Genomic DNA, 13196 nt, shown 5'->3' with positions numbered 1-13196 from the left:
TTCTTTCCCGCAAGTCTTACGTCCAGTATACTAGATGAATTTACATACCAAGCGAAAATCATGGACTCCTTACAAGCAATTATTGAAACTGGTTTTGAGCAACGTCAGCATTTATCCCCCGAAAGAGCGTCTAAAGAGCTCATCACTGCCGTAGATGAAGTGATTTCCGGTCTGGATCAAGGGACTTATCGTGTTGCTGAAAAAGTGAATGGCGAATGGATTGTACATCAATGGATTAAAAAAGCAGTTTTACTTTCATTTAGACTTTACCCTAACCAGATTATTGATGCCAATTTCTGCCAATTTTTCGATAAAGTACCGCTTAAATTTTCAGGTTATAATGCCACAGAATTCAGTAAAGCAGGAGTTCGGGTTGTTCCTCATGCAATGGTTCGCCGCGGTGCATTTATTGCTAAAAACACAGTGCTCATGCCTTCTTATGTCAACATAGGCGCCTACATCGACGAAGGCGTATTAGTCGACACTTGGGCAACAGTCGGTTCGTGTGCACAAATCGGCAAAAATGTCCACCTTTCAGGCGGCGCGGGTATTGGCGGTGTTCTTGAACCTTTACAGGCCAATCCTACTATTATTGAAGATAATTGTTTTATTGGCGCCCGCTCAGAAGTAGTTGAAGGCGTTATTGTTGAGCGTGATTCTGTTTTATCTATGGGAGTCTATCTGGGCCAAAGCACTAAGATTTACAATCGTCTGACCGGCGAAATCAGCTATGGCCGTATACCAGCCGGTTCTGTTGTCGTTTCAGGAAGTTTGCCAAGCGAAGATGGTTCCCACAGTTTATATTGTGCCGTTATTGTCAAGCAAGTGGACGCTCAAACGCGTGCTAAAGTAAGCATTAATGAATTGCTGCGGGATATAAAGCAATGAGTGACATGAAATCCTTGCTGGAAAAGCTTGTTAGTTTCGAATCAATTACACCCAAAGATTCAGGCTGCCAAGACTTTATGATTGATTTCTTAACTCAGCAAGGATTTGATTGTCAACGCTTCGATAATTTTCCAGTTGCCAATTTTTTTGCCCGCATAGGAAATCAAGCGCCATTATTAGTCTTTGCTGGACACACCGATGTTGTGCCGGTTGGTGATGAAAATAAATGGGAAACCCCGCCTTTCTCCTTAGTAGAGAAAGAAGGGATGCTTTACGGCCGTGGTACTGCGGACATGAAAGGAAGCTTAGCTGCTATGCTCGCTGTGGCTGCGGATTTTACAGAAAAACACCCTCATTTTACTGGAAGCCTCGGCTTTTTGATTACCAGTGGCGAAGAGGGAGACGATTTTCATTTAGGTACTCCTCATGTAATGGCTGAATTACACAAGCAAGGCATTCATCTTGATTTTTGCATCGTGGGAGAGCCTTCAAGCAGCAAACAAGTAGGTGATATCATCAAAATTGGCCGCCGAGGTTCTTTAACTGGAAAACTCATTTTACACGGCAAGCAAGGCCATGTTGCTTATCCGCATTTGGCACAGAATCCTATTCATCTGATTAGCCCAGCTTTAGCCGAGTTAACGGCTATGCACTGGGATGAAGGTAATCAATATTTTCCTCCCACTTCTTTACAAATCACTCATATTCAAGCGGGTGGGCATGCAGGTAACATTATCCCTGGAACTCTCGCCATGCAATTTAATTTTCGTTTTTCCACGGAACAAAGCACTGATAGTTTGAAAGCGTCAGTGAGTGGTTGCTTTAAAAAATATGGCTTATCCCCAGAAATTCAATGGCGTCTTAATGGCGAGCCCTTTTTAACAGCGCAAGGTCGATTATTAGAAAGCTGTATTAAAGCAATAAGAAATATTACTGATCAGTTGCCTGAACTTTCAACCAGTGGCGGCACCTCAGATGGTCGATTTATTGCACCGTATGGTGTAGAGGTTATCGAACTTGGGCCAGTGAATTCAACTATTCATCAGGTAAATGAATGTGTCTCTTTGAATGATTTAGAGAAACTGAGGGAAATTTATTACTCGATTTGTGAACAATTGCTAACTGGAAAGGTTCTTCCTTAAAAGTCAGCTGCAAAGACAATGTGTGTAAGTTGAGTCATTCGACCCAACTTACCCATCCACTAAAGCTTATTAGATTTATTAGTAGCTTCCGCTTCTTCCCTTGCTTGTTTTTCAGCTAAGCTTTCTGGGATCAGGCTGTTTCTAACTGCCCGCATTAAGGGATATACTGATTTCATCCAAGAGGAATTTAGGAGCCAACCGGATAAGCCACCCGTTTGCCGACCCATTTCCCTTATTGCCTCAGATCCAAAATGGACTTCACCCTGGGGACCACTTACCACCATCCCTTTGTCTAAATCATAACCCTTCTCTTTCAATTTCTTCACGAGTTCAGGATTTTCACGGGCATTGATTGTTTCCACATCCGGACGCTTTAGTTTTTTTACCGCCAAAGAACATACTGGACAGCTGCCATCATAAACAATGCAGTTTCCCGGAAGAGATTCAATTTCTTTGGCGGATTCAGGTGTGTTTGTTGATAGATAACGAGTAGGTACGTTGAAAAGCCGACGAGTTCCGGCTAACGAGCCTCTAGTTGCTCCAAATGTGGACTGCAAAAAAATTCCGTTGATACGACTACGCATAATTTATTTCCTTAAATAGACCAATCGCGGAGTTATTATACATCATAAAATCGTGATGACAAATTTTTCTAAGAATAGAATTGTCAATCACTATTTCTATTATTGAGCCAATCTGTGATCGTAGACTATGGTTGCATCATGAGCCTCTTTTGCCCATTTTATGCATTCATTCATTCGCTCAATCTCGGCAGGATCTTTCATCACTTCTTTAATGACCGTTGCGTATTCTGCTCCGTATTTTTCCAAATTTTCATAAGTAGGGGTTGCTGAAGTAACGATTGACCATAAATTACGGACGCTCGCGTTCTCTTCCCAAAGCGTATAATTATCTTGAATAGCCTCGGCCAAATTTTCAGCCAATACCCGTGCTGCCCGGCCGCAAAAATAATATTCCATCGATTGCGGATCTTGCTCGATAAAATCCCTAATGATTTTTTCGTTGTCAAATTCACCGGTTTCAGAAACAAGCGTTACCCGCGCTCTTGGATCAGTTCGATTAAGACCAGCTGCAGACATCAACATACTAATAGGTACATCTTCGCCCAGCAACTCACCAAACGTATATCGACCTTTCTCATTTTGGGCTTGCATATCTGCTAATAATTCCGGATCTGTGATTTCCCCCAATTGCCCTTCCTTAATCGATCCTTGAATAATACTTTCACTCATAATTGGAGTAGTTAACTTGCCAACAGTTAAACTTCGCCAGAATCCAGCTTTAGGGATAATGCTATCGTAAATCACACATTGCCTTTTTCCATCTGGCCCCTTTATTTCAATCAACGATTCATTGGCTGGCCAAGGTTTGGTCCTTTTGTGAACCATAACATTCAAAGGATTACCTTCCTTATCCCGATGAATCGTGAGTGTCGTCATATCAAAGGGAGTGCCTGTAGCAAGCAAACCAAGGTGGGTTAATCGCTGGCCTAACCCTTGATGAACAATAAGGGATTCGATAACTCCTTGTTTAGAATACATCTTTTTTAAACCAGGAAGGTTTTCCCTATCGACTCCTAAAACTTGGTTGGCGCTTCGCAATAACCAATGGCATAAAACATCCGCAGAGGCGTTAGTTGCAATGGAAATTGTTTGTAAGGTTGAACCATCATGCCGCTCAGCAACACTTGATTTAGCGTGGTTAACGAGTGCTGACCCTGGAGTGTAACAGGTTGTTGGATGATATAATCCATCGGGACCCTTTTGCATACCACGATGCACTGTCGAATTAACAAACGCCCTTGATTCCAAGGGAGCAGTCCTATATTGTCCAGCCGCATCAACTACAAGAAGTAAATCTTTGTGCCCTGATATTCTTGGCCCATGCTTTTCCGTCTCTTCACGTACTAACCTATAATCGTCAATAGTCTGGGTTGTAAATTTAGTTGCATCTGGGTAAATAGCTTCTTCAAGAGTGCGGGGGAGAAAGACATGAGTTGGATTACCTCCAAAATAAGGACCAAAACTGTCTATTGTTACGCCCCCAACAATGCGATCCGTTGCTGCAATCACTTCTTCACGTTCTGATCTTTCTACTCTGGTCAATTTCCGTTGTTCTCTAAGATGTCTGTCAAGATGTGGATTCGTTGTACTGAGTATTTTGGGCTTTTGTTGTTCAGGAATGATCAAAAATCCCGTAGCCTCCAATTCCTTTCTTTTGTTGAGTGCAGTGTGGTTTACAACCATTGCCTGGGCAGCCGGTTCTGTAGGTTTGACGCGAGTAATCACTTTGTCATCCTCATGGGCTGCGGTGATAAGTGTTCTCACTCCTGTTCGTATAGTCCCTGTAAGCCTCCTGCGGCCGAGTATTAATGTTGGTCTATATCCCGCAATGGATGAGTAATGCCTTGCTGAAGGCCTTCCCGTCACAACAATTTCTGTTGCATCTCTCAAACCTTCAGGAATCTCTGGTAAAATCCTAGGCAATATACGTGAACCCTGTTGTCTAGCAGAAAGCAAGCCTCTTCGCCACATGATAAACCAACCTATATTAACCATAAGTGATAGGTTAATTATAGAGCATTTGTAAATTTTTTATTCAACTTGGCTTATTTTTGATTATCTTTGGACGTGGCTATTTCTTTATTGCGAACAAAACAGAATTAATTTTTTGATTTTTCCTTTATTTTAAGACCGAACCCGCTTTATTTTTTAAGTCATATTGGTTTAAGTAATTCGATTCGGCATTACAATACGATGACAGGCTACTTTTCTTTAGCCGCTTTTGGTTGGGGTAATAATTGAGCACAATCCATTTCCTCAAAGCATACCTTTTAATATGGCGACAAATTTCACCTTCAATTAAGCGTGCATTTTTCACATTGCTTTTAACATGCCTAATTTGTTATTTCTGTTTGTAGCTGCCCAGGGGTATGCAAGCTGACTTCCCTGTGTTGATTGACTTTTTCATTAACCACTTTTGCCACACAAGAATCAGACCATACGTTTAAAGCGGTCTCGAGCATATCAATCAAACTATAGAAAGGTAAAATAATTCCCATCAAAGTAATGGGTACGTTCATGCTTGCCAATAAACTTGCGCTCAAGAAGAAGCATCCCATTGGTACACCCGCGTTACCAATTGCAGCAATTGTTGCAATGACTATCCACAATCCCATCATCGATAAAGAGATTTCGATTCCATGATTTTGCATAAGGTAAATGACTGTGGTAAAAATAAAAGCTGCACAGCCATTCATATTTAAGCTTGTGCAAAGTGGCAAAACAAAACGGCTTATCTCGGGTTTTACTTTTAAATTTTTTTCTGCTGTTTCCATTGTCACTGGTAAGGTGCCTACTGAGGATTTAGAAAAGAAAGCAACGGACAAGGCAGGCAGCATCCCCTTGAACGCAGCAAAAGGTTTAACCCCCTGTGATTTCAGCCACAAAGGTAAAACAATTAAGCCTTGAATGAGGTTGGCAAGTACGATAATCAGTAAATATTCGCCAATCCCTTTAATTGCCATACCTTCACGTAATTGGACAACTGTGGACGTGATAAAACCATACAGACCTAAAGGAATGATGGCAATAACCCAGTTAGTAACTACCATAAACAGGCCATGGGCGCCACGGAAAAATTGAGTTATCGTTTGTCTCGCTTCTGCTTCAGGAATAAAACGAATTGCGATGCCCGCAACTATACCGATTAGCAAGACCCCCATGACTTGATGTTCGACAAAAGGCTCAAAAATCGTTGAAGGAATCAGATTGGCAATGTGCTGCAGATAGCTTAGTTGACTTGTTTGCGGCCCAACAACCTCCTGCTTAATAACCCCGATAATCCCCGGATGAATGAGAAGGTATAACAAGCAACTGATTGCTGCTGCTACTAGGGTTGTACCCAAAGTATAACTCATCGCACGTCGCCAAACGGTACGCATAACGCCATCAGCACGATAATTTGACAATGTTACAACAATGGATAGAGCAATGATTGGTAAGCTTATGCATTTAAAAATTTTGATAAAAATATCAGAAATTAACAAACCGAAATTTTTTAAGAAAGCGATATCAGAATAACCGCTAACCACTCCAAGAAGAATCATGGCTGCATAGATAACCGGTGTACTAAGCCAACGTTTTTTAGGGGGGGTATGTTGAGCGCACATAACAAAATACCTTTTAAAATGAGTTATAACTTATTTAAGAGAAGCAAGGGAGATCTAGCAACAGCAACACAGAGAAGAAGAAAAATGCGCTATCTGAGAAGGTAAAATGTCAGTGTGGATCCGGTATAAGTCTTTCATAATCGCCAATAGTTCAAATTTTAAACATTGAGAGCATATTTTAACACACTTTGCACTCACGTCAAACCACAATACCATAGGTTATTCCTAAACTGAAATAACTTTAGAGGGAAAGTAGGGCTAAATCATAATTTGATATAAATATAAACAAAGCGAGTTGTATCAGGGAACTTAAAAATTCATCGTCCAAATATTGGGCATTAGCCGCCGGAGATTCTCGCATCGCGAGGGATAACAATAATTTGCTCAGAAACACAGTATTCCATTAACCCAGAGTGGTATAGACTTGCCCTGAGTGGGAAAGTTAACAGTCTGTTATACCAAAGCCATATGAGTTTGTTTTAAATTAATGATTCTTTCATATGCCTGCTCAATCCGGCCTCGTGTAATAGCATGTTTGTGCACCAAATTTTCAATCCTACCGATTAATTCAGGAACAGTAGCTTGTCCTAATTGGTTGCCGAATATAAGCATGTCTGCGCCTGCATTGATCGTTAACTGCAAAGCATCATCGAGAGAATAATGATCGGTAATCGCTTGCATCTGTAAATCATCGCTGATGATTACCCCATTAAATCCTAATTTGTTTCTTAACAAGCCAGTAAGAATCGAATGGGACAAAGTGGCAGGCAACCCGCTTTTGTCTAACTCTCGATTAATCACATGAGCCGTCATGATCATTACCGGAGGAGTATTCCGATTGAGTAACAGTGAATAAGGCTCAAGCTCACTCGGTTTAAATGTTTCAGTGACATCAACAAAGCCATGATGGGTATCCCCCGTAGCACTTCCGTGACCTGGAAAATGCTTAAAACAACAAGTTAAACCTTGCTCGGCAAAAATCTCAACAAATTTTTTAGCAAGTCGAGCCACCTGCGTCGGTTCAGCGGAAAAACTTCTTCCAAGACGGCCAATAATCCCCTTCTCTTCAGTCAAATTCAGATCTACTACTGGTGCAAAATTCAAGTTAAATCCCAATGACTTAACTGTTTGAGCCATTTTTTCAATTTCTACTTGATAAGCTTCCTCGGAAAGCTTGGCTAGCTCCGAGGGCTTTTGGGTAGCCATACATCCGTCGATATGACGCAGCCTATCGACAGCCCCTCCCTCATAATCGAGAGCAATAAAAAGAGGTATATCTTTATTATAAGGGCACTTCTTCGCATAGTGGTTTAGTTGCTGAGTAAGCTGCTTTACCTGGGCTTGACTAACTAAATTTTTCCCTTGGCGCTTGTTGATTAAGTCGTAATCAAATAGCAGTACACCGCCTAGACCGTCAGTACTTAACCAATTGGCTATGGGGCTATGCTCATCAATTGAAGTCCCAGAAAAACCCATGATAAGCATTTGTCCAATTTGATGTCTTAAAGTAGTCAATTTAGGCCTTTTTTTTGTTTTAATTTTCTTTGCTTTGCATCATACACAAAGCTTAAAGCATGTGCTAGTTTGAAGATTCTCGCCGATTCAAAGTACCAGTATCCTGGAACCGATCTGAAATTATGGGCTTGCAGGTTGTGGCGAGCTTGCAGGTTGTGGCGAAGCCGGTTGTGATGAACTGGGTGGCTGCGGTTTAACAGGCGGAATACTTTTAAAATCACATTTGCAATTGCCTGTCGCATCCGGTGGAAAGGGGACTGATGCAAAATCTGCAGGGAAACAAACAGGAATTTCCCACGCCGTAACACCTTGGCCTATTGAGCCAGGTAAAAACCAGTAACGAAGAGCATTATAACTTTTTCCGACCTCAGACTGCCAAAAAACCGGTTCGAAGGTCGCTTGATACATCAGGCTTTGAGCGATATGACAATCAAACTCCTTTCTCGTCCAAGATTGCCCGTTTGGGACTTCGATGGTGAGTAATATTTTATTGGTTACTGAATCCAAAACGTTCACTTTGACATCATAATTTGTCCAACAACTGTCTTTAGCTAAAGTATAAAAACAGGGAAATGCAAAAACTTGCATCGAGACGAAAGTTAAAAAAAGTGATACCAGCGATTTAGTGATCATAGCAAATCCATAAGCCACGGATTATAGATAAGTTAATTATACGCAGAGATTTTAATTTTGCACGTGAGAACACCTGATTACATGCCCATTAACGTCAATGAATCGTTTCCGAGATTGATTTCCTTAAAGTATAAGTATATCCTTTCGCCCTTAAAGGAGAGATGGCCGAGCGGTCGAAGGCGCACGCCTGGAAAGTGTGTATACGGAAACGTATCGAGGGTTCGAATCCCTCTCTCTCCGCCAACCATGCCCCTACACTTCAATTTTGGGCGTCAAGCGGCGAAATAATGAAGGTAGAAAGCGGCTTACCAATAAACCAAGTTTTTCTTTGGTCCCAGCAATAATAAGCTCTGGTTTATCTTCCTCGATTGCCCCTCTAATACGCTGCGCACAGTGCTCAGGTGGGATAGCAGTCATGTGGGCTTTATCTGCTTTTCCGTAAGCTGTACCATTAGCAATCAATGCATGCTTTGAAATTTGTGTTTTTATGTAACCGGGATAAACAATCGTTACCCTAACCCCAGTTTTCACCAACTCATTGCGTAGAGATTCAAAATATCCCTTTAATGCATGCTTACTCGCACTGTAAGCAGAGCGGGCCTGAATCCCATATAAGCCTAACATACTTGAAATAACCACCAAATGCCCGCTGTTTCGCTCTAACATTTTTTTAAGTATTGGATGGGTAAGCGCTATCGCACCGAAAAAATTAACATTCAGGATTTTTTCATCTGTCTCAACCTCAGCATCCGCAGCTAAATATCGCTGGGAGACTCCTCCGTTATTAATGAGCACGTCAATAGGCCCATGCTGTTCCCAAACCTCTTCGGCCTTATTCTTTAGTTGATGATATTTTTCAAGGTCAAGTGGAATAACAATATGTTTTTCCCAAGAGGCACAATTTTTTCTAACCCGGTGTAGCTCCTCTTCATTGCGGGCTGATAATATCACTTTCGCTCCGGCTCGAGCCATTTCGTAAGCTAGCGCTTCACCAATACCCGAAGAAGCTCCTGTAATCCAAACCGTTTTATCCTTTAATGACTTCATAATTGTCCTTGTTCCCCGCATCTATCCTAACATTATTAAAATCGTTATAGTAGTTTAGGTGTTTAGAGGGAGGAAATAATGAAACAGGTGAGATTAGGAAGCCAGGGACTCGTTGTTTCTCGTATTGGCTTAGGTTGCATGGGAATGTCCGATTTCTATAAAGGGGGCACTGAAAAAGAGTCGCTTGCAACAATTCACCTTGCTATTGAAATGGGGGTTAATTTTCTTGACACTGCCGATATGTATGGCCCGTTTACTAATGAGATTTTAGTGGGGAGGGCTATCCAAAATTCCCGTAAAAAGGTAATCATCGCCACTAAATTTGGCAATGAGCGCAATGCAAACGGCGAATTTATTGGCATTAATGGTCGTCCTGAATACGTACATCAATGCTGTAATGAATCCCTGCAAAGACTTGGCGTCAGCGAAATCGATTTGTATTACCAACATCGAATTGACCCCAAAGTCCCCATTGAAGAAACGATTGGTGCCATGGCTGATTTAGTCGCACTAGGAAAAGTTCGCTATATCGGAATTTCTGAAGCGAGCCCGGACACGATACGCCGAGCCCATCGTGTTCATCCACTGACTGCAGTACAAACTGAATATTCATTGTGGACTCGCGACCCTGAGGACGGGATTCTACAAACCCTAAGGGACCTGGGTATCGGTTTTGTTGCCTACAGCCCTCTTGGACGAGGATTTCTCACTGGTCGATTCAAGCAACCTGAGGATTTCGCCGAAGGTGATTTTCGCCTGTATAATCCGCGGTTTCAGGGAATGAATTTCTATAAAAATCTTGCTGTAGTCGACGAGCTTGAGCGTTTAGCATTAAAAAAAGGAATCACGCCAGCGCAGCTTGCTTTAGCTTGGGTTTTAGCACAAGGTAAAGACATTGTACCAATCCCTGGAACAAAGCTGCCACGGCGACTTAAAGAAAACATTGAGGCCACTGAAATAAAACTTTCCCAAGAGGACTTGGAAACCATTAATAACATAGCTCCCAAAGGATTTGCAGCGGGAGCACGTTATCTTGATATGAGCTCGGTGAATCAGTGACAGAGAAACCTATGCCGATACTGCGGCCTGTTTTCAGTACTAATACAATTTGCTCAAGTGCCTAGTGTTTTAAGATTATCTAATACGCATTCTGCCTCAGAGGGTAATTTTTTAGATAGTCTCAAAAAACTCATGTGAACAAGTGCTGACTCACCACTGCCTGGTAGCTTTTGCGACAAACAACTCGATATATCGGCACCTATTGTAAAGCGCTTGAGCTTCGATCCTGGAACAGTTATTTTAGGCGCAACTTCTGTTTTAAAAATAGGGCTCTCTATCGCTTCCGGGCTAAAAACCGTCAAATGATCACTTATGCCTACACCGGGGGAGAACCCAATGACTTCTTTACCTTCTGGCAAAGAAGTAATACCTATCGCTTCGGATGGTTGATAATGCGCTTCTTTGCTAAGCAATTCTTTTAGATTAGACGTCGACTCAAGACTATGTGGTTCTAGGTCTGACGGCGTCTTTAACCAGGAAAATTTGACTGCCTTTGGTGCTTCCCACAGATTTAATTTGCGGCCAATATTACCTAAAGAGGAGATAGCTCTGTGTGATAGCCTTGGTAAAAGTTTCATTCCAATTTGTAACAATCTACTTATTTCTTTTCCACCTGGCATTGTTTTACTCCCTAGAGTTCAATTTATCTGCAGGTAATCTACCATATTCCATTAGTTTTTCCAGCCAATTTATTTAAACAGCATGTTCGAAATAAATTCATTAGGAATACATTATAAGTGAGTTCGTTAAAAGGGAATAAAGAGCAAATTTTCTATATCCTTGTTGAAGCTGCAGGAAAATTCATTTTTTCACCAGCAACTTCCAAGGACTTTTCTTCATTAAATTCCCGTCTTACGCCATTAAATTTTGCCTGACATACCTGACATGCCTGACATACTCAGGATATCCTCTGAGATCTCTGTTTTAAAGTCCTTTGTTGTTTGTGAGGAATGAGGGAAAAATTCGGATGATTTTACTTTGGAAATGGCCGGTACGGCAATTACTTCATCTGTTTTACTTTCATGTTCTTCACCGATAGATACAACAAGCTCTCCGGTACGATGATCCCGTCTTGACTCGCATATTCTTCCCGTATCAAACATCGTCTTGGTCTGGCGAATAACCCGATGGGAAGAAATATGAAGAAGCAATAACATATCAATCTTATCCAAGAAAACCTGATCGACTCCACCATCCCCAAGTCCCTTGTTAGCAACAGCCTTTCCGTGAGCAACCTTAATTGAAGCCTCAAGTTCTTCTGGCACGGACAAAATTACCAAAGATGGCTTCCTTCCACGGGTAGGGCATGCTTTCATCTGTAGTTTTGGATAGTATCCTTCTATGGTTCCGTCCTTTAAACCTGAGGAAAATGCACACCATTGGGAATGAGCAAGTGGTAAGGAAGTCTTCTCAGTAATTGCTTTCCACATTTCGAGTGAGATTGGTCCATTCAACAATTCACCCACCGTTTCTGGTGATACCTTCTGCGCGCGTAATTCGGCTTCTAAGCGCTCGGGTAACATTTCTCTTAGCACCTTAATAAATTTCATTATCTCCTCCCTACCTTCAGGAGACTCGTCAGCTTTCCGAGCAAATAACTCTTTTATCATCAACAATGATAATGAAGAGTTGATATTACTTTCGGCATTAACAACAACATTCAGTAATGTCATACCTGCACGGCCAGACTGCATTCTTAGCTCTTGGAGATCGCAATTAGTAAATTCGTCTACTTGATATTCACCTGATACTTGGTTTTGTTGAGCCAAAGTTGCCATATCCGGGCTCTTATCGATTAATCCTTTACTCTCTAGCGTTGTTAAAATGTCTTTATAAACAACATAAATCTGGCGAATATTACCAATATAGCTTTCAACTCGTGGAGCGTAAGTGGTATCTTCTTTTGATGTAGTTGTTTCAACCTCCTTTTTGGCTTCAGCTTTTTGAGTCGGTTGCATAGCGTCCATGGCTTTGGTGTATGTTCCAGAAGCTCGAGATGCTTTATGGGTTGTATCACCCAGCAGCCAGCTTTTTAAAGCACGAGTACCCAATCGCGCTGCAGTGGTTATAGCACCCAGGGATAATTCCACAAACGCCTTAGATTGCTCTAATTGCTCAGAACTGAATGAAAAATGTCCCGTCTCTGGAGCATGCAATCCCTTATAGGCAATTCGATGTTTATCAACTTGAGCAGTTGATTTAGGTGCATCTGTCCGTATAGTAGCCGCGCTTTCTATTTTTCCACCCTCTTTTCGTCGAATTTTCCTTTCTCGAGTTCCTATCAGAACATCTTCTCCTCTTCCTGTAGTTTTCGGGTAGTGAACTGGTACCGTTGGTACCGTGCGAGTTCTTGATGTGACTCTAAATAGCTTGCCAAGTATTACTCTTGCAGCTTGTCTAGTAGCAGGGGTTCGCATAAAAATTTCCTCCAATCTCATTGGTATGGTTAAAACTCACCTTGAATACAAGGGAAGAATCAAGGAAGCACAAGCGATTTGCTGGGAAGAGCTTTTATATAGGGAGTCACTTCGCCGAATACAAATCACGAGAAAAGCAACAATGCCTCTCTCTATCTTTTGCCTCGGCGACAAACCCGTTTATTGATTAAAACTAGGCATGCTGTACCAGTTCTCCAGCTTACCTTAAGGAGAAGACCTGTCGCGCTGCATCTAAGATGGTATGACAACCAAATCATGCATTGCCCTCAATTATATCACTGT

At 41.7% G+C, this 13196-nt stretch carries 11 protein-coding genes and 1 tRNA gene; 4 read left to right on the top strand and 8 right to left on the bottom strand.

All coding sequences use genetic code 11. The annotated features are described in order from the left end of the window. Positions 1 to 60 precede the first annotated feature (60 nt). Positions 61 to 888 (top strand): 2,3,4,5-tetrahydropyridine-2,6-dicarboxylate N-succinyltransferase, encoded by an 828-nt coding sequence (gene dapD / locus LMI_RS05905; protein WP_045098971.1) that lies wholly within the window; start codon positions 61 to 63, stop codon positions 886 to 888. Continuing rightward, positions 885 to 2030, top strand: coding sequence for a succinyl-diaminopimelate desuccinylase (gene dapE / locus LMI_RS05900; protein WP_045098970.1), 1146 nt, complete (start codon positions 885 to 887; stop codon positions 2028 to 2030). The genes dapD and dapE overlap by 4 nt, the downstream gene beginning before the upstream one ends. 59 nt (positions 2031 to 2089) lie before the next feature. Here dapE and LMI_RS05895 read toward each other — a convergent pair whose 3' ends face one another. From LMI_RS05895 to LMI_RS05875, 5 genes are all read right to left on the bottom strand, one after another. Further along, positions 2090 to 2614 carry a DCC1-like thiol-disulfide oxidoreductase family protein gene (locus LMI_RS05895; protein WP_045098969.1) on the bottom strand — a complete coding sequence of 175 codons (525 nt, stop codon included), beginning with the start codon at positions 2612 to 2614 and terminating at the stop codon, positions 2090 to 2092. Between the two features lie 99 nt (positions 2615 to 2713). Continuing rightward, a complete protein-coding gene (locus LMI_RS05890; RefSeq protein WP_045098968.1) occupies positions 2714 to 4585 on the bottom strand; it encodes a hypothetical protein in 1872 nt (623 codons plus the stop codon). 362 nt (positions 4586 to 4947) lie between these two features. Next, complete coding sequence (locus tag LMI_RS05885; protein WP_045098967.1) at positions 4948 to 6222, bottom strand: dicarboxylate/amino acid:cation symporter; 1275 nt, start codon at positions 6220 to 6222, stop codon at positions 4948 to 4950. Positions 6223 to 6675: 453 nt separating this feature from the next. After that, positions 6676 to 7737, bottom strand: coding sequence for a glycoside hydrolase family 3 protein (locus LMI_RS05880; protein ID WP_045098966.1), 1062 nt, complete (start codon positions 7735 to 7737; stop codon positions 6676 to 6678). A 120-nt stretch (positions 7738 to 7857) separates the two neighbouring features. Further along, positions 7858 to 8370, bottom strand: coding sequence for a hypothetical protein (locus tag LMI_RS05875; RefSeq protein WP_045098965.1), 513 nt, complete (start codon positions 8368 to 8370; stop codon positions 7858 to 7860). Positions 8371 to 8525: 155 nt separating this feature from the next. On the opposite strand from LMI_RS05875, the gene LMI_RS05870 reads away from it, so the two are divergent. Further along, a tRNA-Ser gene (locus LMI_RS05870) sits at positions 8526 to 8613 on the top strand. Positions 8614 to 8622: 9 nt separating this feature from the next. On the opposite strand, the gene LMI_RS05865 is transcribed toward LMI_RS05870, so the two are convergent. Continuing rightward, positions 8623 to 9417, bottom strand: a complete 795-nt coding sequence (locus tag LMI_RS05865) for an SDR family oxidoreductase (RefSeq protein WP_045098964.1) — start codon at positions 9415 to 9417, stop codon at positions 8623 to 8625. Between the two features lie 78 nt (positions 9418 to 9495). Here LMI_RS05865 and LMI_RS05860 point away from each other — a divergent pair, with 78 nt between their 5' ends. Continuing rightward, on the top strand, positions 9496 to 10476 hold the full coding sequence (locus tag LMI_RS05860) for an aldo/keto reductase (protein ID WP_045098963.1): 981 nt from the start codon (positions 9496 to 9498) through the stop codon (positions 10474 to 10476). Positions 10477 to 10529: 53 nt separating this feature from the next. Here LMI_RS05860 and LMI_RS05855 read toward each other — a convergent pair whose 3' ends face one another. Then, positions 10530 to 11096, bottom strand: a complete 567-nt coding sequence (locus tag LMI_RS05855; protein ID WP_045098962.1) for a hypothetical protein — start codon at positions 11094 to 11096, stop codon at positions 10530 to 10532. A 240-nt stretch (positions 11097 to 11336) separates the two neighbouring features. Beyond that, positions 11337 to 12893, bottom strand: a complete 1557-nt coding sequence (locus LMI_RS05850; protein ID WP_045098961.1) for a hypothetical protein — start codon at positions 12891 to 12893, stop codon at positions 11337 to 11339. Positions 12894 to 13196 lie beyond the last annotated feature (303 nt).

Source organism: Legionella micdadei (assembly GCF_000953635.1).
Classification (GTDB): domain Bacteria; phylum Pseudomonadota; class Gammaproteobacteria; order Legionellales; family Legionellaceae; genus Tatlockia; species Tatlockia micdadei.
Note: the sequence above shows the minus strand (reverse complement) of the source record. Positions and strands in the feature narration are given on the sequence as shown.

Bases quoted from the DNA above. Each gene is read 5' to 3' on its own strand.
- dapD (WP_045098971.1), top strand. From the start codon at position 61: ATGGACTCCTTACAAGCAATTATTGAAACTGGTTTTGAGCAACGTCAG.
- dapE (WP_045098970.1), top strand. From the start codon at position 885: ATGAGTGACATGAAATCCTTGCTGGAAAAGCTTGTTAGTTTCGAATCA.
- LMI_RS05895 (WP_045098969.1), bottom strand. From the start codon at position 2,614: ATGCGTAGTCGTATCAACGGAATTTTTTTGCAGTCCACATTTGGAGCA.
- LMI_RS05890 (WP_045098968.1), bottom strand. From the start codon at position 4,585: ATGTGGCGAAGAGGCTTGCTTTCTGCTAGACAACAGGGTTCACGTATA.
- LMI_RS05885 (WP_045098967.1), bottom strand. From the start codon at position 6,222: ATGTGCGCTCAACATACCCCCCCTAAAAAACGTTGGCTTAGTACACCG.
- LMI_RS05875 (WP_045098965.1), bottom strand. From the start codon at position 8,370: ATGATCACTAAATCGCTGGTATCACTTTTTTTAACTTTCGTCTCGATG.
- LMI_RS05865 (WP_045098964.1), bottom strand. From the start codon at position 9,417: ATGAAGTCATTAAAGGATAAAACGGTTTGGATTACAGGAGCTTCTTCG.
- LMI_RS05860 (WP_045098963.1), top strand. From the start codon at position 9,496: ATGAAACAGGTGAGATTAGGAAGCCAGGGACTCGTTGTTTCTCGTATT.
- LMI_RS05855 (WP_045098962.1), bottom strand. From the start codon at position 11,096: ATGCCAGGTGGAAAAGAAATAAGTAGATTGTTACAAATTGGAATGAAA.
- LMI_RS05850 (WP_045098961.1), bottom strand. From the start codon at position 12,893: ATGCGAACCCCTGCTACTAGACAAGCTGCAAGAGTAATACTTGGCAAG.